Here is a 24,392-nt window from a genome sequence, read left to right on the forward strand (position 1 = left end):
TGCGTTGACGCGCGCCCTGTGGTGCGCTCACGTGCCGGGATGCGAACCTTTGCGGTATGAACATCCCCTTCTTGGACCACTGGCTGGGGCGCCACGGCGGACGGGACGCGGGTGAGGCGGCCGCCGCGGAGGACGACCCCGAGCGCGCGGCCGCCATCGCCGAACTGCTGTCCGAGTGTGAGCTCCTGCGTGCCAGGGCCGGGCAGGCCGGACTCGAACTGGACGACTCCCCGGGTTCGTTGGCGGCGCTGGATCAGCTGCCCCCGCGCTGGCGCGACGATCCGGAGGAGCTGCCGTGGCTGGGCAACGACGCGGGTCTCTATCTGGGCACCGTGATCGTGCGCACGGTTCCCGGCGCGGCCTGGCACATCTGGCCGGGTGGTCACCCCGTGGTGCGGCTCGCCTCCGGGCGGGAGATCAGCGTGGTGGAGGCGGGCGTGGAGTGGGCGCTCAACGGTGCGCCCGAACTGTCGCAGGTCTACGGCGAGGCGGCGGAAGCCTGATCGGCCCACGCCGGCGCCGCGCGCACGGCTTCCATATTAATACGGCTTATGCCCTCTTTATGCGTGTCGGGTGCGAAGTCCCTTGGGCGGCTGGATAGTTTGCGCTGACCGTGCCGCACAGCCGAGAAGGGGCAGACCACCGTATGGCCTTCGACCCGTTGATCAGGCCGGTTGACGGCCGCGTCATCGAGGACCGCAGCCCCCACGACTTCTCCACCGACCCGCAGAGCGACCGCGCCAAGGCATTCCTGTCCGAGATTCTCAAACACTGACTGCCGGTGCGGCTCCCCGCGCCCCCTCGGGGGCGTGAGCAGGACGGCGCAACGGTTCATGGAGCACCACCCACTCCCTGTGCGAGGCACGGGGACCCGGCCGGCAGCAGCCGGTGATCACTCCTGGCGCAGCGGGACCGACAGATAGGACGGGTCGGCTGCCGGCGAGGAGAAGGTCAGCTGCGCGCCGCTCGGGTTGTGCTCCGTGTAGAGCGGGTCGACGGTGTCGACGACCACGGCGAGACGGTGGCCGGCCGGTACGTCGTAGGCGGTGGAGAACAACTCCAGGTCCACGGCGAACGGCTGTCCCGGCGTCCTGCCGTGGAAGGTGTACGGCGCGCTGGAGACCAGCTTGCCGAGGCCGAGCGGGCCCACGTCGTAGAGGTGTGCGACGAGGGTGCCGCTCTCCTCGGTGCTCGTGACGTTGGTGCGCAGCTTCGCGGTACCGCGGACCTGCTGCGCGGTGCCGTAGCGCTCGGACTGCCACACGGCGGCGTAGGAGCGCGGCAGCAGCGGGACCGACACCATCGGAGGCAGCTCGGCGAACTGGTCGAGCATGCTGGACAGGAAGACGACCCCGCCGTTCGCGCCCGAGTCGACGCCCGTGCGGATCTGCTGCGAGCCACCCAGTTCGATCTTCCGCCGGTCGGCGGCCACCGACTTCCAGTCCGGGTACGTCTCGTACGCGCCCGTGGAGCGGGTCTTGAGCCGTACGGGCTGCTCGCGGTCCACGCCGTTGTCGGCACCCTTGAGGTGGTGGTCGAACCACCGGTGGGCGCTCTCCCAGGTGTCGTTGGGCAGGCCGAGCAGGCCGGTGCCCTCCGCGGTGGCATGGTCGCCGGGGCGGAACTCGAGACGCTTGGGGACGCTGAGGCTCTCGTAGAAGTCGGCGTACTGGTTGGGCGGGAAGATCGAGTCGCCCCACGCGTTGCCGAGCATGATCGCGGCGCCGTTGGCGTTGATCTCGTCGACGTAGGTGGCGGCGGAGCGCACCTTCCCCCACTCGATCATGGCCTGCTCGGCGGCCAGGTTCGAGGTCATGAAGTCGGTCATGATCTGCTGGAGCTCGGCGCTGGGGCGGCCGGTGAGGTGTCCGAGGCCGCTGAGCACCGCGGCGGCCTGCAGATGCTGGGTGCGGCCGCTGTAGATGGAGTCGATGAGGTCGGCCCAGCCGCTGAGCGCGACGACGGCCTTGATCCGCTTGTCCTTCGCGGAGGCCAGCAGGCTGATGCCCGCGCCGTAGGAGACGCCCGCCATACCGACCCGGTCGGGGTCGGCCGGGGTGTTCGCCAGCGCCCAGTCGATCACCTTGGAGGCGTCGGCGATGTCCGGCGGTCCCGCCGTCTCGATCTCGCCGCCGGACTGCCAGAAGCCGCGGGCGTTGTAGCTCACCACCACGTAACCGGCGTCGGCGAGCTTCTGCGCCTGGGCGAGGTACTCGATCTGCGGCATGCCCCAGCTGGTGGGCAGCACGATGACCGGGTACGTCTGCCGGCCGTCGGAGCCCGCGGGTGTGACGACATTGGCCTTGAGCACGGTCCCGCCGTCGCCCTCGATGTCGACGAAGCGGACGTCGGGGGAGGCGGTGGTGTCCTGCTGGGTCAGGGCCGGGGCGGTCGCGACGACGGTGGGGGACGCGGCGGTGGCCGAGCCGGCGAGCAGCGCGGCCGAGACGGTGCCGACGGCGGTGGTGCGCAGAACCTTGCGGGGAAGTCCCACGGGTCACTCCTGACTTTTCTTCAGTGAGGGTGGCCCGACAGTAACGGCGGGGGGTCGCCGGATATAACTCCTGAGTAAGTTACGCCACCGTAACAATTATTGGACGGCTTGTCAGCAGACTTCCGGCGCCCCGGACCCGATCGGGGTCTTGTCCGTGGCGGCCGCGGCCAGCACTGTGATGACGTTCGCGACAGCCGAAGAAACGGAGACCTCGTGGCCCCCTTCCCGCTGCCCCACTCCCTGCACGGTTCCGGCGCACACCGGGTGTTCGCCGTGCACGGCTGGTTCGCGGACCGCTCCGCGTACGACCCCCTCCTTGCCGACCTGGACGGGGAGAGCTTCACCTACGCCCTCGTCGACCTGCGCGGCTACGGTGAGGCGCGTGACGTCCCCGGGTCGTACACCACCGCCGAAGGAGCCGCCGACCTCCTCGCGCTCGCGGACCGGCTCGGCTGGGAGTCGTTCTCACTCGTCGGCCACTCGATGGGCGGCGCCGTGGCACAGCGCGTCCTGGCAGCCGCCCCCCAGCGCGTACGGCGGATCGTGGGCATCTCGCCCGTCCCCGCCTGCGGCGTGAAGATGCCTCCGGAGCAGTGGCAGCTGTTCGCCTCCGCCGCGACCGACCCCGCCGGGCGTCGCGCCATCATCGACTTCACGACCGGCTCCGTCCGCCCGTCCGCCTGGCTGGAACGCATGGTCGAACGATCCCTGGCGCGCAGCGACCGCGACGCCTTCCGCGCCTGGCTCGACTCCTGGGCCGGAGAGGACTTCCACACCGAGGTGGTCGGCTCGACCGTTCCCGCACTGGCCGTCACCGGAGCGCTCGACCCGGCGATCGGCGCCGACTTCATGCGCGAGACCTGGCTGCGCTGGTACACCGAGGCCGCACTCGTCGAACTGCCGTGCGCGGGCCACTACGCCATGGACGAGACCCCGCTGCAACTCGTCACCACCATGGAGGACTTCCTGCGGGCGGACGGGAGCGGGCAGGATCTGCCGGTATGACGGTGCCCGATGTCTTCGACCCGAGGATCTACGCGGAAGGACCGCCGCACGAGTCCTTCCGGATGCTGCGCGACCACCACCCGGTCGCCTGGCAGGAGGAGTACGAGGTCCTCGGCTGGCCCTCGGGACCCGGCTTCTGGGCGGTGACCCGGCACGCCGACGTCCTCCGCGTCCTCAAGGACCCCGCGGCCTTCTCGTCCCGTCTGGGAGCCACCCAGATCCGCGACCCCGACCCCGCGGACCTGCCGTTCATCCGGCGCATGATGCTCAACCAGGACCCGGCGCCCCACGCGGCCCACAGCGCGACGCCGGGCAGCACGGGGGAGGAGCCGTCCGACCACGGCAGACTGCGGCGCCTGGTCAGCCGTGCCTTCACACCCCGGCGCGTCGACCGGTTCGCCGCCACCGCCCGCGACCGCGCCCGCCGGCTCCTCACCGCCGCCCGGGAGGGCGGCGGCACCTTCGACCTCGTCGGCACCGTCACGGACGACTACGCCCTGCTGAACCTCTCCGACCTGCTGGGCGTACCCGAGAGCGACCGGTCGCTGCTGCTGGAATGGACCGAACGCGTCATCGCCTACCAGGACCCCGACGAGCCGCCGGTGCTCGGGCCCGACGGCACACCCGTCAACCCGCGCTCGCCGGCCATGCTGCAGGAGATGTTCGACTACGCCCGTCAGCTGGCCGCCCACAAGCGCCGGCACCCCGCCGACGACGTGATGACCTCACTGGCCACCGGCGAACTCCGCGGCGACGAACTGGAGATGTTCTTCTTCCTGCTCACCGTCGCCGGCAACGACACCGTCCGCAGCGCCGCCCCCGGCGGCTTCCTCGCGCTCGCCGAGAACCCCGGGCAGCAGCGCAGGCTGCGCTCGGGAGAAGTGGACCTCCGCACGGCCGTCGAGGAACTCCTGCGCAGCCACCCGCCCGTCCTCAGCTTTCGGCGCACCGCCACCAGGGACACCCTGATCGCCGGACGGACCGTCCGGGCCGGCGACAAGGTCGTCGTGTTCCACGCCTCCGCCAACCACGACGAGCGGGTCTTCGACGCGCCGCACCGCCTGGACCTGTCCCGTGCCGCCAACCCGCACATCTCCTTCGGCGACGGACCGCACATCTGTCTGGGCGCGCACTTCGCCCGCCTCCAGCTGCGGATCCTGCACGAGGAGGCGCTCGCCGCCCTGCCTCCGTACGCACCGGCCGCCCCGCCGCGCAGACTCGTGTCCAACTTCATCAACGGCATCAAGTCCCTGCCGCTGCGGTGCGATTGAATCGGTGCCGCTCAGCTGAACCGGTGCCGTTCAGCCCGCCGTTCAGCCCGCCGTTCAGCCCGCCGCGCGGTGCGCGGCGCGGGTCGCCGGCACCGCGCTCCGGGCCGGCCTCGTCACATCGGCCACCAGCTCGACCACATCGGGGCCGTACGCAGCCGAGTTGACGACCTTGAGCAGCAGACAGAAGGAGCTGTCGCCGTGCTTGCGGGCGAGCTTCTCGTGGTGACGGGCCAGATAGCGGGTGGCGGCCTGGTTGGTGATGGCGCGCTGCCCGCAGAACAGGAAGACCGGCCTGGCGTCCTCCCCGGCGGTGAGCCGCGCCAGCAGCACGTACTCCGCCGAGCCGGGCTCCATGCGGTACCGCTCGGTGCCTATCTGGAACGCGCCCTGGTCCGGACCCGGTTCGGCGTCGGTGTTGACCTTCACGCCGGGCAGCATGGAGTGCAGGTGCGCGGCCATCCGCCGATTCGAGACCGGCCCGCCGACGCAGAACTCGGTGCGCTCGCCGAACCCCTGCTGGGCCGTGTCGTGCCAGACGATCTGGGAGTTCGCCCCGCAGTCCTTGATGAGCGCGGACAGTTCCAGCAGCGCGAAGACGTCGAAGCGGTGCACGGATCCGTCGCGTCCCGCCTCCCGGTTGACGACGAGCAGGGACTCCGAGTTCCCCGGCAGCCCGAAGAACGCCTGCTTGCGCCGCAGCCGGCGGCGCCAGAGGTAAGTGCGGGCGAGCCAGCCGATCGTGGCGCTGATCCCCGCAGCCACCACACCGAGCACGATGTTGCGTACGTCGTCTGTCATGGGCGCGCATGGTAGCGGTGTCGGGGAGGGCCGTTCGAGTCCGCTTCGTGCCGCTCCTGTCGTAGAAGGCTTCGAAAAGTTACCCTGCGCTGACACTTGTCGACTGGAGGTACGAATGCGTCGCTCCGCCGTACGGAAACTGTCGGTCGTGGCCGTGACCGCGGCCGTCGTCTCGATCGGCGCGGCGGCCCCGCCCACGCCCCACGCCGCCCCGTCCTCGGCGCCGCCCGCCAAGAGCCCGGTCGCCGTCGGACACGGCGGCGCGGTCTCGAGCGTCGACGCCGACGCGTCGGCGGCCGGGATCGAGGTACTGAGACGCGGCGGCAACGCCGTGGACGCGGCCGTCGCGACCGCGGCGGCGCTCGGCGTGACGGAGCCCTACTCCGCGGGCATCGGAGGGGGCGGCTACTTCGTCCACTACGACGCCAGGACCCGTGCCGTGCACACCATCGACGGCCGCGAGACCGCCCCGCTGAGCGCCGACTCCTCCCTCTTCCTGGAGAACGGCGAACCCATTCCGTTCGCCGAGGCCGTGACCAGCGGCCTCGGCGTCGGCACCCCCGGCACGCCCGCCACCTGGGACACGGCCCTCGACGCGTGGGGCAGCAAGCCGCTCGGCGAACTGCTGAAGCCGGCCGAGCGGTTGGCGAGGAACGGCTTCACCGTCGACGCCACCTTCCGCTCGCAGACCGCCGACAACGAGGCCCGCTTCCGGGACTTCCCCGCCTCCGCGGAGCTGTTCCTCCCCGGCGGGCAGCTCCCGGTCGTCGGCTCCGTCATCAAGAACCCCGACCTCGCCCGCACCTACAAGGAACTCGGCCGCAAGGGCGCGGGCGCTCTCTACGAGGGCGACCTCGCCCGGGACATCGTCCGCACCGTCCGCAACCCCCCGGTCGACGAGGACGCGACACGCGTCGTCCGGCCGGGCGACCTGACGGCGCGTGACCTGCGGGAGTACGAGACGCTGCGCAGCGATCCGACGAAGGTGTCGTACCGCGGTCTGAACGTGTACGGCATGCCGCCGTCCTCCTCCGGCGGCACCACCGTCGGCGAGGCGCTCAACATCCTGGAGCGCACCGACCTGTCGCGCGTCTCCGAGGAGCGGTATCTGCACCGCTTCATCGAGGCGAGTCGTATCGCCTTCGCGGACCGTGGACGGTGGGTCGGCGACCCGGCGTTCGAGGACGTGCCGACGTGGGAGCTGCTGTCGCAGCGGTTCGCCGACTCGCGCGAGTGCCTGATCAAGGACGACGCGGTGCTCACGAGCCCGTTGGCGCCGGGCGACCCGCGCCGGCCCGAGCCCTGCGGATCTTCGGGGCGCGCCGCGCCGACGACCTACGAGGGTGAGAACACCACCCATCTGACGACCGCCGACAAGTGGGGCAACGTCGTCGCCTACACGCTGACCATCGAGCAGACCGGCGGCAGCGGCATCACCGTTCCCGGACGCGGGTTCCTGCTCAACAACGAGCTGACCGACTTCTCCTTCGCGCCGGCCGATCCCGCGGTCCACGACCCGAATCTGCCCGGACCCGGCAAGCGGCCCCGTTCCTCCATGTCCCCGACGATCGTGCTCGACCACCACGGCACGCCCGTCGTGGCGCTCGGCTCACCCGGCGGGTCGACCATCATCACCACGGTCCTGCAGACCCTGACGCGGCACCTGGACCGCGGGATGCCGCTGGTGGACGCGATCGCGGCGCCGCGGGCGAGCCAGCGCAACCAGACCATGACGGATCTGGAACCGGGGCTGTGGAACAGCCCGCTGCGGTCCCGTCTCGAGGCGATCGGACACCAGTTCCGGCTGAACCGGGAGATCGGCGCGACAACCGGCATCCAGCGGCTGCCCGACGGCCGCTGGCTCGCGGCGGCCGAGACACAGCGGCGCGGCGGCGGTTCCGCGATGGTGGTGCGGCCGGCCGGCTGACCGCGTGGGCCTCGCGTCCTTGGACGGGTAGCCCGTCCGGCGGTGCGAACGAGGCGGCGCGCGCACGCAGGGGTAGGGAGCCTTTCGACAGAAAGGCTCCCCGTGCGCTTTCGAAACACCGCCCTCGCCCTGGCCGTCGGCTCCGCAGTGCTCGGTACGGCGACGCTGCCCGCGGCCGCACAGCCCGGCATGCCCCCGCCGCCCGCCCCCGGGCGCCACCGTGCCGCACCACAGACGCCTGTTGCCGCCGCCGCCCTGCTGGCCCGGGTGGAGCACTGCGCGCAGATCTCCAGAGGCAGATACGCCACCGACCGCGGCAGGCCCGCGAACATTCCCGTCTGCGAGCACGACGGTGCCGTGTTCTGGCAGGCGGACATGGACATCGACTGCGACGGCCGTCGCACCGCGCGGTGCAACCGCGCCACGGACCCCTCGTACCAGGGGACCACGGCCTTCGCCCAGTCCGACGGGCAGTATCTCGACGCGGAGAAACTGCCGTTCGTCGTCGTCCCCGCTCCGAGCCGCACCTGGGACTACCGGTCGTCGGGCGTCCGGGGCGGCTCGGCCGCCGCGATGATCCACGACGGCAAGGTCGTGTACGGGGTGGTCGGCGACACCGGGCCGAGCGGGATCATCGGTGAGGCGTCGTACGCGGCGGCCGAAGCCCTCGGGATCGACCCGGACCCGGCGAGGGGCGGGGTGTCCTCCGGGGTCACGTACATCCTGTTCAAGGACTCGAAGGTGACACCGATCGAGAGCCACGCGGCGGCGGTGGAGCGCGGCGAGGAACTCGCCCGGCGCTTCGTGGCCGCGGGGGCCGGCCGTGCCGGCGCTGCCGACCGCGCCGAAGCCCCCGCCGGCACCGGCGGGGCCACCGCGGCCGGTGGGCTGATCGGGGCGTCCGGGGGCGGTGAGGCGGAGGGGGCCGTGCCGGCGTTGCCGGCCGACCGGGCTGACGGGGCCGGGCGCTGACTTGCGCGGAGGGGGGCCGGTGGGCCGATCCGGCGACCGGGGTCGGTCGTGCCGGGGCCGGCCGCGCCGTGGGGGCCGGCGGGGCCGCCAAGGGCGGTGTGACTAGAGCGCCGTGAGGATCCGCGGGCCGTCGTCCGTGATCGCGACCGTGTGTTCGGCGTGCGAGGCGCGGCTCCCGTCCGACGTACGGATCGTCCAGCCGTCCCGCGCGGTGTACGTGTCGTCGCTGCCGCCGGCGATCAGCATCGGCTCGATCGCGATCACCATGCCGTGCCGCAGCGGCATGCCCCTGCCGGGCCGCCCCTCGTTCGGCACCCCCGGGTCCTCGTGCATGCTGCGGCCCACGCCGTGGCCCCCGAAACCGTCGGGAATCCCGTATCCCGCCGCCCGGCACACCCGGCCCACGGCGTGGGCGATGTCGCCGATGCGATTGCCGACGACGGCCGCGGCGATACCGGCGGCCAGCGCGTCCTCCGCCGTGCCGATCAGCCGCAGGTCCTCCGGGTCGGCCCGTCCCACCGTGAAGCTGACGGCGGCGTCGCCGGCCCAGCCGTCCAGGAGGGCACCGCAGTCGATGCTGACCAAATCGCCGTCCCGGAGCCGTTCGTCGCCCGGGATGCCGTGGACGACCGCGTCATTGACGGAGACGCACAGGACGGCGGGGAAGGGGACGGGTGCCCAGTCCGGCCGGTAGCCGAGGAACGGGGAGCCCGCGCCGTGCTTCGTGAGCACCGCGCGGGCCGCGGCGTCCAGATCGCGGAGGCTCACGCCCACGACCGCGGCCTTCCGGGCGGCGGCGAGTGCCTGTGCCACGACGCGGCCCGATTCGCGCATCGCCTTGATCGATGTGTCTGACTTGATCTTCACCATGACCAATTACTATACCGGTCCGACCGGTATTTCAATACCGGCATTAGAATACTGGCATGGTGCGCACCCCTCTCACCCCCGAAGAGCGCGAACGCGGCGAACGGCTCGGCCGGCTGCTCCGCGAGGCGCGTGGCGACCGCAGCATGGTCGAGGTGGCCGCGGCGGCCGGACTCTCCGCGGAGACACTGCGCAAGATCGAGACGGGCCGGGCCCCGACGCCCGCGTTCTTCACGGTGGCGGCGCTGGCCGCGACGCTCGGCCTGTCCATGGACGAACTCGTCGTCCACTGCGCCCTGGTGCCCGTGCCCGGACCCGTGCCGGTGCCGGTGGTGTGAGGCCGGCGGCCGGGGCGTAGTCTCGCGGGCGTGAGTGCCGAGATGTTCGCCAGCGCCAGGTACGTCAGTGTCACCACGTTCCGGAGGAACGGGACCGCGGTGGCCACGCCCGTGTGGTTCGCCGTGGACGGCGGCGAGTTGCTCGTCTGGACGCGGACCGATTCCTGGAAGGTCAAGCGCCTGCGGAACGACAGTCGTGTCGTCGTCACGGTGTGCGACGCGCGCGGCAGGATCGAGGAGGGCGCCCCCACCGCGGAGGGCACCGCGAGGCTGCTCGACGAACGCGGCACGGGAGCGGTGCGCAAACTGCTGGCCCGCAAGTACACCTGGCAGTTCTGGGCCGTCGACTGGCCCGCGATGATCGCGCGGCTCGGGAAGCGTCCGCACACGGGTATCGCCGTCACCTTCTGAGAACCGGCCGCACCGGCCCGTGGCACTCCTGGCGGTCGAATGGCGGTCGAATGGCGGGATCGCCTGGCCGAAAGTGTCCGGTGTCGACCGCTCGGGTGCGAAACATGATCAACTCCGCGGGTTCGCGACGATGGTCTTGCCCCACTGTGTGACGAGGCTTACGTTCTCCTCCTACGCACTGCGTCTACGTGCGTAGAAGCTCTCGGACGTCCCGTCGAAGGAGCAGCTCATGGCCACTGTCGTACGCGCCGCCCTCGTCCAGGCCAGCTGGACCGGCGACACCGAATCCATGATCGCCAAACATGAGGAACACGCCCGGGAGGCGGCCCGGCAGGGCGCGAAGGTCATCGGTTTCCAAGAGGTCTTCAACGCCCCGTACTTCTGCCAGGTGCAGGAGCCCGAGCACTACCGCTGGGCCGAGCCCGTCCCCGACGGTCCGACCGTCCGCCGGATGCAGGACCTCGCCCGCGAGACCGGCATGGTGATCGTGGTCCCGGTCTTCGAGGTCGAGGGCGCGGGCTTCTACTACAACACCGCCGCGGTGATCGACGCGGACGGCAGCTATCTCGGCAAGTACCGCAAGCACCACATCCCGCAGGTCAGGGGCTTCTGGGAGAAGTACTACTTCAGGCCGGGCAATGCCGGCTGGCCGGTCTTCGACACCGCCGTCGGCAAGGTGGGCGTCTATATCTGCTACGACCGGCACTTCCCGGAAGGGTGGCGTCAACTGGGTCTCCAGGGAGCCCAGTTGGTCTACAACCCATCAGCCACGCACCGCGGCCTCTCCTCCCACCTCTGGCAACTGGAGCAGCCCGCCGCAGCCGTCGCCAACGAGTACTTCGTCGCCGCCATCAACCGCGTCGGCATCGAGGAGTACGGCGACAACGACTTCTACGGCACCAGCTACTTCGTCGACCCGCGCGGCCAGTTCGTCGGCGACATCGCCTCCGACAAGGAGGAGGAACTCGTCGTACGGGACCTCGACTTCGACCTGATCGAGACCGTGCGGCAGCAGTGGGCGTTCTACCGCGACCGCCGCCCCGACGCGTATGAGGGGCTGGTGCGGCCATGACCGACCTGTACGAGCGGCACCGGGCCGTCATCCCCGACTGGGTGGCCCTCTACTACAAGCAGCCGATCGAGATCACCCACGGTGAGGGCCGTCACGTCTGGGACGCGGACGGCAAGCGCTACCTCGACTTCTTCGGCGGCATCCTGACCACGATGACCGCACACGCCCTCCCCGAGGTCACCAAGGCCGTCAGTGAGCAGGCCGGGCGGATCATCCACTCCTCCACCCTCTATCTCAACCGCCCCATGGTGGATCTCGCCGAGCGGATCGCGGCGCTCTCCGGCATTCCCGACGCCCGGGTCTTCTTCACCACCTCCGGCACCGAGGCCAACGACACCGCGCTGCTCCTGGCCACCGGCCACCGCCGCTCCAACCAGATTCTGGCGATGCGCAACAGCTACCACGGCCGGTCGTTCTCCGCGGTCTCCGTCACGGGCAACCATGCCTGGTCGCCGACGAGTCTCTCGCCCCTCCAGACGCTGTACGTGCACGGAGGCGTGCGCACCCGGGGTCCCTTCGCCCATCTGTCGGACGCCCGGTTCATCGAGGCGTGCGTCGCCGACCTCGAGGACCTGCTCGGGCACACCCACGACGTGGCCGCGCTGATCGCGGAGCCGGTGCAGGGCGTCGGCGGTTTCACCTCGCCGCCCGACGGGCTGTACGCGGCGTTCCGCGAGGTCCTGGACCGGCACGGCATCCTGTGGATCTCCGACGAGGTCCAGACCGGCTGGGGTCGCACCGGTGAACACTTCTGGGGCTGGCAGGCCCACGGGGAGAACGGCCCGCCGGACATCCTCACCTTCGCCAAGGGCATCGGGAACGGCATGTCGATCGGCGGGGTCGTGGCCCGCGCCGAGATCATGAACTGCCTGGACGCCAACTCCATCTCGACCTTCGGCGGCAGTCCCGTCACGATGGCCGCCGGCGTCGCCAACCTCGCGTACCTGCTGGAGCACGATCTCCAGGGCAACTCCCGCCGTGTCGGCGGTCTCCTGCTCGAGCGGCTGCGCGGCATCGCCGCGAGCGTGCCGGCCGTGCGCGAGGTACGGGGCCGCGGGCTGATGATCGGGATCGAGCTGGTGAGACCCGGCACCGAAGAGGCCGACCCGCAGGCGGCCACGGCCATCCTGGAGGCCGCCCGTGAAGGCGGGCTGCTGATCGGCAAGGGCGGCGGCCACAGCACCAGCGTCCTGCGCGTCGCGCCGCCCCTGACGCTGACGGTCGCCGAAGCCGAACAAGGCGCGGCCGTACTCGAACGGGCTCTGCGAAGCCTCTAGCCGCACGCGAGGAGACCATGAGCAACCGCACCCTGATCCGTGGCGGCCTTGTCGTCACCGCCGCCGACGAGATGCACGCCGACGTGCTCGTCGAGGACGGCCGGATCGCCGCACTCGCCTCCCACAACTCGCCCGTCTCACAGTGCTGGACCGCTGCCCGCACGATCGACGCGACCGGCAAGTACGTCGTCCCGGGCGGCGTCGACGCCCACACCCACATGGAGCTGCCGTTCGGCGGGACCTTCGCCTCCGACACCTTCGAGACCGGCACGCGGGCCGCCGCCTGGGGCGGCACCACCACCATCGTCGACTTCGCCGTCCAGTCGGTGGGACGGCCCCTGCGTGAAGGACTGGACGCCTGGTACGCCAAGGCCGACGGCAAGTGCGCCGTCGACTACGCCTTCCACATGATCCTCTCCGACGTCAACGAGCAGTCGCTGAAGGAGATGGATCTGCTGGTCGAGGAGGGCATCACCTCCTTCAAACTCTTCATGGCGTACCCCGGCGTCTTCTACAGCGACGACGGACAGATCCTGCGCGCCATGCAGCGGTCCGCCGTCAACGGCGGCCTGATCATGATGCACGCGGAGAACGGCATCGCCATCGACGTACTCGTCGAGCAGGCACTCGCGGAGGGCCGAACCGACCCGCGATACCACGGCGAGGTCCGCAAGGTCCTGCTGGAGGCGGAAGCCACCCACCGGGCCATCCAGCTCGCCCGCGTCGCGGGCGCACCGCTGTACGTCGTGCACGTCTCCGCCGAGGAGGCCGTCGCGGAGCTGGCGGCGGCCCGGGACAAGGGGCTCAACGTCTTCGGCGAGACCTGCCCCCAGTACCTCTTCCTCTCCACCGACAACCTCGCGGAGCCGGACTTCGAGGGTGCGAAGTACGTGTGCTCCACCCCGCTGCGGCCGCGCGAGCACCAGGCCGCACTGTGGCGCGGGCTGCGCACCAACGACCTCCAGGTCGTCTCCACCGACCACTGCCCGTTCTGCTTCACCGGCCAGAAGGATCTCGGCCGCGGCGACTTCTCCAAGATCCCCAACGGACTTCCGGGCGTGGAGAACCGGATGGACCTGCTCCACCAGGCCGTCGTCGACGGCCGGATCAGCCGCCGCCGCTGGATCGAGATCGCCTGCGCCACTCCTGCCAGGATGTTCGGCCTCTACCCGAAGAAGGGCACCATCGCCCCCGGCGCCGACGCCGACATCGTCGTCTACGACCCGCACGCCACACAGGTCCTGTCGGCGGAGACCCACCACATGAACGTCGACTACTCGGCGTACGAGGGCCGGCAGGTCACCGGCCAGGTGGAGACCGTCCTGTCGCGCGGCGAGGTCGTCATCGACCGGCGCACCTTCACCGGCCGGGCAGGACACGGCGTCTACACCCCCCGATCCACCTGCCAGTACCTGAACTAGGAGGCCACCGCGTGGACTTCGGACTCGTCCTGCAGACCGACCCGCCCGCGTCCGCGGTCGTGGGACTGATGCGGCGCGCGGAACGCAACGGCTTCCGCTACGGCTGGACCTTCGACTCGGCGGTCCTGTGGCAGGAGCCGTTCGTCGTCTACAGCCGCATCCTGGAACACACACAGAGGCTGACCGTCGGGCCGATGGTCACCAACCCGGGTACCAGGACCTGGGAAGTCACCGCCTCCACCTTCGCCACGCTCAACGACATGTACGGCAACCGGACCGTCTGCGGCATCGGCCGCGGCGACTCCGCGATGCGCGTCGCCGGCCGCAAACCGAACACCCTGGCCAGGCTCGGCGAGGCCATCGACGTCATCCGCGACCTCGCCGAGGGCCGCGAGGCCGAGGTCGACGGGCAGCCGCTGCGGCTCCCGTGGGTGAGGAACGGCAAGCTGCCGGTCTGGATGGCGGCCTACGGGCCGAAGGCACTCGCCCTCGCCGGACAGAAGGCCGACGGGTTCATCCTCCAGCTCGCCGACCCGTATCTGACGGAGTGGATGGTGAAGGCAGTACGCGACGCGGCAGCACAGGCGGGACGCGACCCGGCGTCCGTCACCGTCTGCGTCGCCGCCCCCGCGTACGTGGGCGACGACCTGGCGCACGCCCGTGAGCAGTGCCGCTGGTTCGGCGGCATGGTCGGCAACCATGTCGCGGACCTCGTCTCACGCTACGGCGAGCACTCCGGCATGGTCCCGGAGGCGCTGACCGCGTACATCAAGGAACGGCACGGCTACGACTACAGCCACCACGGCCGCGCCGGGAACCCGTCCACGGACTTCGTCCCCGACGAGATCGTCGACCGGTTTTGTCTGCTCGGGCCGCCCCAGGCGCACATCGAGAAGCTCCAGGCACTGCGCGACCTGGGCGTCGACCAGTTCGCCGTCTACAACATGCACGACGCGAAGGAAACGACGATCGACGCGTACGGCGCGGAGATCATCCCCGCACTCGACCGCTGATCGAAGCCCCCTGCCGAAGGGCACTCACATGACCGCGACCGTCCCGCCCCTGCCGTCCGACGGCCCCATATCCGACCCGGCGGGACGCGTCGAACTCCCGCCCGGCACGGCCCTCACCGACAACAGGTTCGTCAACGACGACCTGCTGCCCGTACCGGTCGACCGCCGCCGCTGGACCACGTACAACTTCGCCGCGCTGTGGGTCGGCATGGCCCACAACATCCCCTCCTGGCTGCTCGCCTCCGGTCTCGTCGCGCTCGGCATGGACTGGAAACAGGCGGTGTTCACCATCGCCCTCGCCAACGTCATCGTGCTGCTGCCGATGCTGCTGACCGGGCACGCCGGCCCCAAGTACGGCATCCCCTTCCCGGTCCTCGCCCGCGCCTCGTTCGGCCTGCGCGGCGCCAACCTGCCCGCGATGATCCGGGCCGGGGTGGCCTGTGCCTGGTTCGGCATCCAGACCTGGATCGGCGGCCAGGGAATCTTCGTCCTGCTCGGCAAGATCTTCGGCGGCTGGGCGGAGGCGGCGAGGGTCGGCGGGCAGCCGTGGACGCTGTGGGTCTGCTTCGTCCTCTTCTGGGCGCTCGAACTCGCCATCATCTACCGGGGAATGGAGGCGCTGCGCCGGTTCGAGAACTGGGCGGCGCCGTTCGTGATCGTCGGCGCGGTGGTGCTGCTGGTGTGGATCGGCGCGAAGGCGGGCGGACTCGGCCCGCTGCTCGACCAGCCCTCCGAGCTCGGCTGGGGCGCCGAATTCTGGCCGGTCTTCTTCCCGTCGCTGATGGGCATGATCGCCTTCTGGGCCACCCTGTCGCTGAACATCCCCGACTTCACCCGCTTCGGCGCGGGCCAGCGCGCCCAGATCTGGGGCCAGACGCTCGGCCTGCCCACCACGATGACCCTGTTCGCACTGCTCTCCGTGTTCGTCACCTCCGGATCGCAGGCGGTGTACGGCGCGGCGGTGTGGGACCCGGTCGCGCTCGCGGCCAAGACCGACAACGTCTTCGGGCTGCTCTTCGCCCTGGTGACGGTGCTGATCGCGACGATCTCGGTCAACATCGCGGCCAACGTCGTGTCACCGGCGTACGACCTGGCGAACCTGGCGCCGAAGGTCATCAACTTCCGTACGGGCGCGCTGATCACCGGCGTCGTCGGCGTGCTGATCATGCCGTGGAAGCTGACCGAGACGCCCGAGCTGTACATCTTCACCTGGCTGGGGCTCGTCGGCGGACTGCTGGGCACCGTCGCCGGCATCCTCATCGCCGACTACTGGCTCCTGCGCCGAACCGTCCTCGACCTGCCCGCCCTCTACACCCCCGGCGGTGCCTACTGGTACACCTCCGGCTGGAACCTGCGTGCCGTCGCCGCGTTCGCGGTCGGCGGGGTGCTCGCGGTGGGCGGCTCCCACTCGGCCCCCGGCAAGGGCCCGTTCCCCGAGGACGGACTGATCCCCTTCCTGAAGCCGCTCGCCGACTACGGCTGGGTCGTCGGCCTCGGAGCATCGCTCCTCGTGTACGTCGCGCTGATGCTCCGTCGGACACGGGTGGGATCGCCGTAATACCGCCCGGGAGGCAGAAGACGCGTGAACCCCGTTGCACGGACCGGAAGAGCGGGGGCCGTTCTGAGGGGGAGCGCTCAGTGGATCGGGGTCCGGCAGACCGACGCGCCGTTGAGAGAGGGGGACGGGCCCGGCCGGCACGTCTTCGACGACGGCGAGTACGTCAGCCTGGGCGCGTTGCTTTTCGGCGCCGCCGCTTCGGCCCCGCGTCCGACGACCGGAACCGGCAACGCCGCCTTCGGCGCACAGACGCGCCGAAGGTGGTCAACCGCAGGGCCCCGCTCGTGGGATTTGCCCCCGCACGCCCGGAGTTCCCGCCTCCGCCGTCGTGATGATCACTCGGCGGCCGCGGGAAAACCCATGGACAGCGGAAGTGGATCACTGGAGGCTTGCGCGCGTCTGTACCTGCCCTTGAGCTCAAGGAGTCGACAGCGTGCACAGATCCACCGGCCGGTCCCACAGACCGGCACGGCCCCGTACGGCGCAGCGCCTCGCGCTGCCCCTCGCCCTGACACTGCTCGCCGGGACGGGCTTCGCCCTGACGACGGCCCCCGGCGCGACCGCGGCCGACACCGCCGCCTTATCCTCCACCACTCGCGCCGCCGGCACCGCCGCCGACCGGGAAGCTGCGAACGCCCGCCTCACCGCCCAGGCGCAGGGCCGGCGCACCGAGGTCGTCGGCGCCCGCACCGAGAAGACGACACTGTGGGCCAATCCCGACGGCACCATGTCCGTCGAGTCGTCCGCGGGGCCCGTGCGCTACCGCGAGAACGGCGAGTGGGTCGCGGTCGACGTCTCGTTCGTCAGAAACGCCGACGGTTCGATCCGCTCCAAGGCCCACCCCCGCGGACTGAGGCTCGCCGGGGTCACCGGCACCGGGGGCGGTGACCTCCTCACACTGGGGCGCGGTGAACAGGCCGTCACCCTCGGCTGGGAGGGCGCGCTGCCCGAGCCCGAACTGGACGGCCACAGGGCCGTGTACGAGAACGTCCGACCGGGCACGGACCTGGTCGTCGAGGCCACCCGTACCGGCTTCGAGCAGTACCTCGTCGTCAAGGACCGGCAGGCCGCCGAACGCGCGGCGACCTTCACACTGCCCGTCCGCACGAAGGGCCTCAAGGCGAGCCTGAAGGCCGACGAGACCCTCGTGTTCACCGACGCCGGGACCGGCGAGGCGGTGGCCCAGTCCCCGACGCCGTTCATGTGGGACGCCTCCGCCGACCGGGCCGGCCGGGAAGGCGCCCGGCAGGCCCGCGTCGATCTCGACGTCGTCCGGCGCACCGGGGGCTTCGACCTCGAGGTCAGTGCCGACCCGGGCTTCCTCGCCGACAAGGACACGAAGTACCCCGTCACCATCGACCCCGCGGTGTACTTCGGCACCAACTTCGACACCTTCGTGCGCAACGGCGACACGGCCGACTTCTCCGCCGACCCGGGCCTGAACGTCGGCCGGGAGTGGCAGAAGGGCGAGGCCCGCTCGTTCATCAACTTCCCGCGCGACCCCTCGGTGACCGGACAGGACGTCCTCAACGCCGAGCTCAACCTGTACGCCACCTGGTCCGACTCCTGCGAGGCCCGCGCCTGGGAGATATGGGACACCGGCACCGCCTCGGCCGACACCCGATGGGGCAGCCAGCCCGCGTGGCGCTCCAAGGTCACCACGTCGACGCAGACCCACGGCCACGGCGACTGCGGCCCCCGCTGGGTGTCCGAGGACATCACCCCGCTGGTCAAGCAGTGGTCGCAGACCACCCGCAGGGTGGACACCGTCGGCCTGCGCGCCACCGACGAGGCCGACTACAAGGCGTACAAGGTCTTCGCCTCGAGCGACTCGCCGGAGGCGCCGTCGATCCTCGTGACCTACGAGACGCCGTCCGACCCGGTCACGGACCACGTCGTCTACTGGAACAACGTCCTGCAGACGACCTACAAGCAGGTCGGCGGCGCGCCCGGTCCGCTCGCCCGCGCCGGTGCGATGCTGCACGGGGCGATCTACGACGCCGCCAACTCGGCCCGCTGCGCGGCCGGCGCCCTGCAGTGTCTGGGCGACCCGTACCTGGTCAAGGCCACCGCCGCAGGCGGCGCCGTGCCGGACGTGAACAGCGCCATCGACCACGCGGCGTTCGACGTGCTCAGGTCGGTGTACCCGGAGTACAACTTCGACGACGAGATCGCCACGGCCCGCTCGACCATCCCCGCCGCCGTCACCGCCGAGCAGCGGGCCGCGGGCACCGAGGTGGGTCAGAAGGCGGCCGCCGCGATGATCGCCGCACGGCAGAACGACGGATCGGCGTCCACCGCGACGTACACGGCTCGCACCGACCCCGGCTATTGGCGCCCCACCGGCACCGGATCCGGCGACACTCCCGAATGGGGCAAGGTCAAGCCCTTCGGCATGACCTCCGGCGCGCAGTTCAGGCCGGCCGGGCCCGCCGGCCACACGCAGATGGGCAGCCTGCTCACCAGCCAGGCGTACGCCGACCAGGTCAACGAGGTCAAGAGCCTGGGAAGCGCGAACTCCACCGCCCGCACCGCCGACCAGAAGCAGGCCGCGCTGTTCTGGGCCAACGACGTCGACACCACCTACAAGCCGCCGGGCCAGCTCTTCGAGCACACCGAGATCCTCTCCCAGCAGCATGGGCTGACGGTCCTCGGCAACGCGAAGCTGTTCGCCCTCACCGCGTTCGCGATGGCGGACGCGTCGGTGGCCGCCTGGGACATGAAGTACCAGACCGACCTGGACCTGTGGCGTCCCGAGAGCGCCGTCCGCCTCGACGGCGACGGCAACGCGGCCACCTTTGCGGACCCGGACTGGCAGCCGCTGTCCCAGGACCGCAACGGCAGCCACTTCAGCCCGGCGTTCCCCGCCTACGTGTCCGGTCACGCGACCTTCGCGGGCGCCTGGTCGAAGGCCATGCGGGACTGGTTCGGCACCGACCTGATCACCTGGACGGCCACCACGGACGACCCGCACTCCGTCGGCGTCACCCGGACCTACACCTCGATCTCCGCCGCAGCCGAGGAGAACGCCCTGGCCCGCGTCTGGCTCGGCGTCCACTACCGCTTCGACGGCTCCGACGGCCTCGCCGCGGGCGACAAGCTGGCCGCGTTCATCGCGGCCAACCGCCTGGGACCCAACACCGCCGCCGACTGGACCAGGTACGAGGACCTGCACAACCTCGCCGGCTGCCAGGCGGTCGGCGAGCGCCTCGTCGCCGAACACCGCTGGACCTCCTACCAGTGCACCCAGGCGCAGGCTCCCGACCCCGACCACACGCTCTACGTCAAATAGCCGGCCATGAGGAAGAGAGACACCGTCATGCGTGTGCGCAACAGAACCCGCAAGGGCACCGGGCGCGCGGCAGTGGCACTGGTCGCGGCCCTCGCCGCCGGTGCCGTCGCCGCACCCCTGGCCATCGCCGCGGCGTCCGCGGAAACCCCCGCCCCCGCCCCCGCCCCCGCCCGGGCCGCGGACGGCGGTCCCGACGACCTGCTGCTGCGCGTCCCGGAGGTGCCCCGTATCTCCGACGGGCCCTATGCGGGATTCCAGCTCTGCGGCAGCCCCAAGGGCGACCCGCTCGTCACCAGCGGCGCGCCCACCCTCGCCGCCACCCTCGAGTCGGTCGCGCCGCCCGGAACGGTCGAGACCGACGAACCCGGACCGCGGCGCAAGGTCGTCTTCGAGGTCGGCACGGCCGCCGGCGCAGAGGTGGAGCGCAAGCAGCTCACCAGCGACAGCAGCAGTGAGGCCGCCTACCAGCTGCCCGAAGGGAAGCTGACCGACGGCGACTACCGCTGGCGGGTACGGGTGAAGGACGGGAACACCGTCTCGGAGTGGACCGCATGGTGCGCCTTCACCGTGCGGCGCGCCTGACCGGCACCCCGACTCGCCCGAGCCGCGGACTCGCGCCTGAGCTGCGCCGACGTCGCGCGACGGAGCCGAGGACGAGAGCGGCAGGCGTGTGAACGGCAGTGGCCCGCCCCGACGGGCGGGCCACTGTCGCTCCTGTGCCACGAACGCCGAAACGTGGCCCGGTGGTACGGCCTCGGGCGCCGGATGTACCGGCGACGCGGCGTCGTGGTCCGGTACGGGCAGACGCCCGGAGCGGCGGCCGGGCAGGACCGGCCGCACGGCCGCCGGCCCCGCGGCCGGGGTCCGCGGCGCCGGGCGAGCGGGGGCGGCCGGCGCCGCGAGGGGTGATCGGTGGAGCGGGCCGGTTCCGCGAGGGGTCAACCGGAGACGGCCGGTTCGGCGTTGGCGATGAGCACGTCCAGGAGGGACAGCAGCACGCCGCGCACGTCGTCCCGTGAGCGGGCGTCGAGCATGATGACGGGTGTCTGCGGGTCGCTCAGGTGCAGGGCCCCGCGGATCTGCTCAGCCGTGTACGGCTGGTCGCCGTGGAAGCAGTTCGCCCCGACGACGAACGGCAGACCGCGGTTCTCGAAGAAGTCGACGGCCGCGAAACTGCGGTCCAGCCGACGCGTGTCGACCAGGACGACTGCTCCGAGAGCCCCTTCGAGCAGGGCGTCCCACATGAACCAGAAGCGCTCCTGCCCCGGCGTGCCGAACAGGTAGAGCACGACCCCGGCGTCGGAGAGCGTGATCCGGCCGAAGTCCATCGCGACGGTCGTCGACGTCTTCGTCTCGATGCCGTCGAGGTCGTCGACGCCGACCCCCGCGGCCGTCAGCCGTTCCTCCGTGCGCAGCGGATCGATCTCGGAGATCGCCTCCACCAGCGTCGTCTTGCCGACGCCGAACCCCCCTGCGATCAGGATCTTGACGGGAGACTCCTGCTCGGCGGCGGTGTCATATTCGCGCAAGGCTGTCCCTGATTCTTGTGAGCAGATGGACGTTGGATGTCTTGGCCGCTTCCAGCGGTGGCCGCGGACGGACCAGTCCGCGGTCGGCGAGCTCGCTCAGCAGCACTGTCGCCGGGGTGAGGCGCATGTGCATGCGGGCGGCGATCTCGGCGACCGCGAGTCCCCCCGGCGGTCGGCACATTCCGAGGACGGCCCGCCACTCGGTGGGCAGGTTGCCGAGATCCTCCAGATCGAGGGCCGCGAGGATCATCGTGTCCATGGTGAGGGCCGTGCGGGGCGCGGCCGTGCGCCCGTCGGTGAGGGCGTACAGCCGCGTGCGCCGCGGGCCCTTGGGCTGCGGATCGGCCGCCATCAGGGCCGGGACTGCTGGGATCGCTCAGGGGTGCTCAGCCACTCGCCGAGGGCCTGCGAGGCCCTTACCGCCTCGCCGCCGAGTTCCCCGAGCCGCGCCTTGCGCGAGGTCACGACGATGAGGGTGCTGCCCTCCCCGCAACCCACGATGCACAGGTACCTGTCGTCCATCTCGACCAGTTGGCGGATCACCCGGCCGCCGCCGATGTCGCGGGAGATCGCCTTCATGGTGGCCGCGATGCCCGAGGAGGCCGCGGCGATGCGTTCCGCCTGGTCCCGCTCCAGCAGGTAGTCGCTGAGCCTGATCCCGTCGTTGGACAGGAGTACCGCGCCCTGGATTCCGGCGATCCTGCTGAGGTTGTTGTCCAGGATGCTGTAGATCACGTCGTTCTGCGTCGTCGTCATGGCTGTTCCCGTCGGAGCTCTTGTTCCACTGTCTCTGTGCCGTGCTCGTAGTCCGCCCAGGCGTCCGCCACTTCCTCGGGCGTCGCGGCGTCCGCGCCGCCCGGGCCCGCCGCCGGCTGCGGCTCCTGTGGCGCTCGGAGCTGTTCGACGAGGTGGCTCTGGGGCACGCGTTCGGGCAGCGGCGGCGGGCCGGAGCCGTGCGCCGTCGCGGTGACCGCCCGGGCCGCCTCGCCCGGCCTGCGCTGTGGAAGCCCCGCGGCGGTGGGCGCCGCGTCCTGCTGGGCGGTGGTGTCGGGCCGGCCCTGTGCCGGCGTCGTAAGGGGTTCGCGGACCCGCCGGGGGGCGGGGACCACGGGCTGCCGGGCGGGCTTCGGAGCCTGCTCCGGGCGCACCAGATGACTGCCGGGGACGACCACCACCGCGGACGTCCCGCCGAAGGCGGATCGGCGCAGGAGCACGCGGGCGCCGAGCTGGTCGGCGAGGTGCCCGACGACGAACAGACCGAGCCGGTGGGCGTTCTGGGCGAGGACGGAGTACGGCGGGGCGGAGTGCAGCCTCGCGTTCATCTCCTCGTACGTCTCGCGGGCCACTCGGGGGCCTCGGTCCTCGATCTCCACGGACAGTCCGTCGGTGACCAGTTCGGCCCGGATGACGACCTTCGACCTCGGCGGGGAGAAGCGGGTGGCGTTGTCGAGCAGTTCGGCCAGCAGATGGCTGATCTGGCTGATGACCCGGGGCTCCACGCTGACTTCGTCGAGCGGCTGCCGTTCGATCCGCCGGAAGTCCTCGACCTCGGCGGCGGCCTCGCGCAGCAGGTCGGCGATGCGCATCGGCTCGGTGTGCGGGTCGGGGATCTCGCCGCCCGCGAGGATGAGCAGGTTCTCGATCTGCCGCCGCATGCCGACCGTGAGCTGGTCGGACCGCATCAGATGGGGCAGCAGCGTCTCGTCGTGGCCGAAGGTGTCCTGCAGTTCCTCGGTGAGACTGAGCTGGCGGCTGACCAGGTTGCCCGTGCGGGAGGCGATGCCGGCGGCGAACAGGCCGAAGCCGTCGCGCTCGTCGGCGAGTTGACGGTGACCCTCCACGGACACCGCGACGGCACGGGCGAACGCGTCGCTGACGCGGCCGACCTCGTCCGTCTCGCCCGTCACCCTCGGCAGCGCCTCGGCGTCCACGGGCTGCCCGCGCTGCAGGCGCGACACCACGTCCGGCAGCGTCTGCTCGGCCACGGTCACCGTGCGCTCGTGCAGGCTGTGCAGACGCCGCAGGACCGAGCGGGTGGTGAACACGACGACGGCGACGACGATCAGGAGCGCGGCGGCGCCGGCGGCGACCAGCCAGGCCACCTCCCTCTCGAGCTGCCCGGCCTTGGCGTCGGCGTGCGCCAGCACGTCGCGCAGCCGGTCGTCGTTGAGCCCGTCGAGCTGTTCGGTGAACCGCTGGTGCGCGGCGGGCCAGGCGTCGACCTCCTCCGGCAGCACCACGCCGCCGTCGGTGTCCTCGTGGTGGGACAGCACGGCCTCTTCCACACGGGCCTTGGTGCGCCACGCGGCGGAGCCGGTGATCCGTTCGTACGCCTCTTTGTCGGCCTCCGGCAGGTAGGGGACGATCCATGTCTCGTACAGGAACGTGTGGGCGCCGACGGCATGGGTGAACTCGGCGAACCGGGCGGCGTCCAGCGTCCGCGAGGGCCCGGCCGACGCGAGGATCGCGTCTTCCTGGGCGACCAGCTCCGAGGCGGAGAGCATGGCGACCGCGGGCCGGCTCTCGTAGGAGATGTCGGCGTCGTTCATGTGACTGAACTCTTGGTAGTTGCGGATCATCTGGCTGATCGCGCCGCTGTAGTAGGCGAACGACTGCTTCGCGGTGCCGCTGCGCGCGTCCACCTCGTCGCGGTGGGCGTCCAGTTCGTCGAGGAGGTCCTCGAGTTCATGGAGGTGGCGGTGCGTCCGCTCGGACTCGGGGCCGGGGTCGACGGACTGCCGGAAGGCGGCTTCCGCCCGGTCCGTCGCCTCTCGCCGGCTGCGCAGATCGCCCGGCGGCACACGGGATCCTCCCCGTACCGCGGCCGTCACCGTGCGCTCCGCCTGCAGCGCCTTCATCAGTTCGTGCAGGCGCAGGCCGGTCCGCTCGCCGGTCGCCACGTCCGTCCGCAGCTGCCCGGACTGCTCCAGCAGCCGCTCGGCGGTCACCGCCGCCTGGGCGCCCATGGCCACGGTCGGCACCACCGCGAGCCACACGAGGAGGGTGCGCAGGCGCGGGGGGCGCCGTCCCGGTCGTCTCGCGGGCGTGACCGGTCCGGCGGGTTCTGTGCGATTCATCAGTCCTCATGGGCGGATGGGCAGGACGGACCGACGGCCGTCGGCGGCCCTCACGGGTGCCGGGGTCGGG

At 71.3% G+C, this 24,392-nt stretch carries 22 protein-coding genes; 15 read left to right on the plus strand and 7 right to left on the minus strand.

All coding sequences use genetic code 11. From position 1 onward, the window contains the following. Positions 1-56 precede the first annotated feature (56 nt). Positions 57-503 carry a DUF6278 family protein gene (locus ACFYV1_RS03665; protein WP_389393688.1) on the plus strand — a complete coding sequence of 149 codons (447 nt, stop codon included), beginning with the start codon at positions 57-59 and terminating at the stop codon, positions 501-503. A 143-nt stretch (positions 504-646) separates the two neighbouring features. Continuing rightward, the gene (locus ACFYV1_RS03670) at positions 647-775 is read left to right on the plus strand and encodes a hypothetical protein (protein ID WP_389393689.1); all 129 of its coding nucleotides are present in this window, start codon (positions 647-649) and stop codon (positions 773-775) included. Between the two features lie 117 nt (positions 776-892). On the opposite strand, the gene ACFYV1_RS03675 is transcribed toward ACFYV1_RS03670, so the two are convergent. Further along, positions 893-2,494 (minus strand): CocE/NonD family hydrolase, encoded by a 1,602-nt coding sequence (locus ACFYV1_RS03675; RefSeq protein WP_389393690.1) that lies wholly within the window; start codon positions 2,492-2,494, stop codon positions 893-895. Positions 2,495-2,707: 213 nt separating this feature from the next. Between ACFYV1_RS03675 and ACFYV1_RS03680 the strand changes: the two genes are divergently transcribed. After that, a complete protein-coding gene (locus tag ACFYV1_RS03680; RefSeq protein WP_389393691.1) occupies positions 2,708-3,499 on the plus strand; it encodes an alpha/beta fold hydrolase in 792 nt (263 codons plus the stop codon). Continuing rightward, positions 3,496-4,770 (plus strand): cytochrome P450, encoded by a 1,275-nt coding sequence (locus ACFYV1_RS03685; protein ID WP_389393692.1) that lies wholly within the window; start codon positions 3,496-3,498, stop codon positions 4,768-4,770. The genes ACFYV1_RS03680 and ACFYV1_RS03685 overlap by 4 nt, the downstream gene beginning before the upstream one ends. 54 nt (positions 4,771-4,824) lie before the next feature. Here the strand turns inward: ACFYV1_RS03685 and ACFYV1_RS03690 are convergent, their stop codons facing one another. Beyond that, positions 4,825-5,568, minus strand: a complete 744-nt coding sequence (locus tag ACFYV1_RS03690) for a hypothetical protein (protein ID WP_389393693.1) — start codon at positions 5,566-5,568, stop codon at positions 4,825-4,827. A gap of 115 nt (positions 5,569-5,683) precedes the next feature. On the opposite strand from ACFYV1_RS03690, the gene ggt reads away from it, so the two are divergent. Next, positions 5,684-7,495 carry a gamma-glutamyltransferase gene (gene ggt, locus ACFYV1_RS03695; protein ID WP_389393694.1) on the plus strand — a complete coding sequence of 604 codons (1,812 nt, stop codon included), beginning with the start codon at positions 5,684-5,686 and terminating at the stop codon, positions 7,493-7,495. Between the two features lie 102 nt (positions 7,496-7,597). Then, on the plus strand, positions 7,598-8,467 hold the full coding sequence (locus ACFYV1_RS03700; protein WP_389393695.1) for a glycoside hydrolase family 75 protein: 870 nt from the start codon (positions 7,598-7,600) through the stop codon (positions 8,465-8,467). Between the two features lie 102 nt (positions 8,468-8,569). Here ACFYV1_RS03700 and map read toward each other — a convergent pair whose 3' ends face one another. After that, positions 8,570-9,337: a type I methionyl aminopeptidase gene (gene map, locus ACFYV1_RS03705; protein WP_389393696.1), complete on the minus strand. Its 768-nt coding sequence runs from the start codon at positions 9,335-9,337 to the stop codon at positions 8,570-8,572. 56 nt (positions 9,338-9,393) lie between these two features. On the opposite strand from map, the gene ACFYV1_RS03710 reads away from it, so the two are divergent. The 9 genes from ACFYV1_RS03710 (at position 9,394) to ACFYV1_RS03750 (ending at position 20,298) form a co-directional block, all read left to right on the plus strand. Next, complete coding sequence (locus ACFYV1_RS03710; RefSeq protein WP_389393697.1) at positions 9,394-9,672, plus strand: helix-turn-helix domain-containing protein; 279 nt, start codon at positions 9,394-9,396, stop codon at positions 9,670-9,672. Positions 9,673-9,714: 42 nt separating this feature from the next. Continuing rightward, positions 9,715-10,083, plus strand: a complete 369-nt coding sequence (locus ACFYV1_RS03715; protein WP_389394563.1) for a PPOX class F420-dependent oxidoreductase — start codon at positions 9,715-9,717, stop codon at positions 10,081-10,083. 229 nt (positions 10,084-10,312) lie between these two features. Beyond that, positions 10,313-11,155, plus strand: coding sequence for a nitrilase-related carbon-nitrogen hydrolase (locus tag ACFYV1_RS03720; RefSeq protein WP_389393698.1), 843 nt, complete (start codon positions 10,313-10,315; stop codon positions 11,153-11,155). Further along, entirely contained in the window at positions 11,152-12,432 is a 1,281-nt protein-coding gene (locus tag ACFYV1_RS03725; RefSeq protein WP_389393699.1) for an aspartate aminotransferase family protein, read from the plus strand. The genes ACFYV1_RS03720 and ACFYV1_RS03725 overlap by 4 nt, the downstream gene beginning before the upstream one ends. Positions 12,433-12,449: 17 nt before the next feature. After that, positions 12,450-13,853, plus strand: coding sequence for a dihydropyrimidinase (gene hydA, locus ACFYV1_RS03730; RefSeq protein WP_389393700.1), 1,404 nt, complete (start codon positions 12,450-12,452; stop codon positions 13,851-13,853). Positions 13,854-13,864: 11 nt separating this feature from the next. Further along, complete coding sequence (locus ACFYV1_RS03735) at positions 13,865-14,866, plus strand: TIGR03842 family LLM class F420-dependent oxidoreductase (RefSeq protein ID WP_389393701.1); 1,002 nt, start codon at positions 13,865-13,867, stop codon at positions 14,864-14,866. Between the two features lie 28 nt (positions 14,867-14,894). Then, complete coding sequence (locus tag ACFYV1_RS03740; protein WP_389393702.1) at positions 14,895-16,424, plus strand: NCS1 family nucleobase:cation symporter-1; 1,530 nt, start codon at positions 14,895-14,897, stop codon at positions 16,422-16,424. Positions 16,425-16,857: 433 nt separating this feature from the next. Then, the gene (locus ACFYV1_RS03745; protein ID WP_389393703.1) at positions 16,858-19,716 is read left to right on the plus strand and encodes a DNRLRE domain-containing protein; all 2,859 of its coding nucleotides are present in this window, start codon (positions 16,858-16,860) and stop codon (positions 19,714-19,716) included. A 33-nt stretch (positions 19,717-19,749) separates the two neighbouring features. Next, positions 19,750-20,298 carry a hypothetical protein gene (locus tag ACFYV1_RS03750; protein WP_389393704.1) on the plus strand — a complete coding sequence of 183 codons (549 nt, stop codon included), beginning with the start codon at positions 19,750-19,752 and terminating at the stop codon, positions 20,296-20,298. A gap of 356 nt (positions 20,299-20,654) precedes the next feature. On the opposite strand, the gene ACFYV1_RS03755 is transcribed toward ACFYV1_RS03750, so the two are convergent. Genes ACFYV1_RS03755 through ACFYV1_RS03770 form a run of 4 tightly spaced genes read right to left on the minus strand, consistent with a single transcriptional unit; the run spans position 20,655 to position 24,322 of the window. Next, complete coding sequence (locus ACFYV1_RS03755; protein WP_389393705.1) at positions 20,655-21,245, minus strand: ATP/GTP-binding protein; 591 nt, start codon at positions 21,243-21,245, stop codon at positions 20,655-20,657. After that, entirely contained in the window at positions 21,232-21,597 is a 366-nt protein-coding gene (locus tag ACFYV1_RS03760; protein WP_389393706.1) for a DUF742 domain-containing protein, read from the minus strand. The genes ACFYV1_RS03755 and ACFYV1_RS03760 overlap by 14 nt, the downstream gene beginning before the upstream one ends. Next, positions 21,597-22,001, minus strand: a complete 405-nt coding sequence (locus tag ACFYV1_RS03765) for a roadblock/LC7 domain-containing protein (protein WP_389393707.1) — start codon at positions 21,999-22,001, stop codon at positions 21,597-21,599. Before ACFYV1_RS03765 ends, ACFYV1_RS03760 begins: the two co-directional genes overlap by 1 nt. Continuing rightward, positions 21,998-24,322: a nitrate- and nitrite sensing domain-containing protein gene (locus tag ACFYV1_RS03770; RefSeq protein ID WP_389393708.1), complete on the minus strand. Its 2,325-nt coding sequence runs from the start codon at positions 24,320-24,322 to the stop codon at positions 21,998-22,000. The genes ACFYV1_RS03765 and ACFYV1_RS03770 overlap by 4 nt, the downstream gene beginning before the upstream one ends. Positions 24,323-24,392: the final 70 nt, after the last annotated feature.

Source organism: Streptomyces sp. NPDC003023, from assembly GCF_042888225.1.
GTDB lineage: Bacteria > Actinomycetota > Actinomycetes > Streptomycetales > Streptomycetaceae > Streptomyces.

Coding starts and splice junctions, on each gene's coding strand:
- ggt (WP_389393694.1), top strand. CDS start 5,684: ATGCGTCGCTCCGCCGTACGGAAACTGTCGGTCGTGGCCGTGACCGCG.
- ACFYV1_RS03765 (WP_389393707.1), bottom strand. CDS start 22,001: ATGACGACGACGCAGAACGACGTGATCTACAGCATCCTGGACAACAAC.
- ACFYV1_RS03685 (WP_389393692.1), top strand. CDS start 3,496: ATGACGGTGCCCGATGTCTTCGACCCGAGGATCTACGCGGAAGGACCG.
- ACFYV1_RS03670 (WP_389393689.1), top strand. CDS start 647: ATGGCCTTCGACCCGTTGATCAGGCCGGTTGACGGCCGCGTCATCGAG.
- ACFYV1_RS03720 (WP_389393698.1), top strand. CDS start 10,313: ATGGCCACTGTCGTACGCGCCGCCCTCGTCCAGGCCAGCTGGACCGGC.
- ACFYV1_RS03770 (WP_389393708.1), bottom strand. CDS start 24,322: ATGAATCGCACAGAACCCGCCGGACCGGTCACGCCCGCGAGACGACCG.
- ACFYV1_RS03715 (WP_389394563.1), top strand. CDS start 9,715: ATGTTCGCCAGCGCCAGGTACGTCAGTGTCACCACGTTCCGGAGGAAC.
- ACFYV1_RS03690 (WP_389393693.1), bottom strand. CDS start 5,568: ATGACAGACGACGTACGCAACATCGTGCTCGGTGTGGTGGCTGCGGGG.
- hydA (WP_389393700.1), top strand. CDS start 12,450: ATGAGCAACCGCACCCTGATCCGTGGCGGCCTTGTCGTCACCGCCGCC.
- ACFYV1_RS03760 (WP_389393706.1), bottom strand. CDS start 21,597: ATGGCGGCCGATCCGCAGCCCAAGGGCCCGCGGCGCACGCGGCTGTAC.
- map (WP_389393696.1), bottom strand. CDS start 9,337: ATGGTGAAGATCAAGTCAGACACATCGATCAAGGCGATGCGCGAATCG.
- ACFYV1_RS03725 (WP_389393699.1), top strand. CDS start 11,152: ATGACCGACCTGTACGAGCGGCACCGGGCCGTCATCCCCGACTGGGTG.
- ACFYV1_RS03665 (WP_389393688.1), top strand. CDS start 57: ATGAACATCCCCTTCTTGGACCACTGGCTGGGGCGCCACGGCGGACGG.
- ACFYV1_RS03710 (WP_389393697.1), top strand. CDS start 9,394: ATGGTGCGCACCCCTCTCACCCCCGAAGAGCGCGAACGCGGCGAACGG.
- ACFYV1_RS03740 (WP_389393702.1), top strand. CDS start 14,895: ATGACCGCGACCGTCCCGCCCCTGCCGTCCGACGGCCCCATATCCGAC.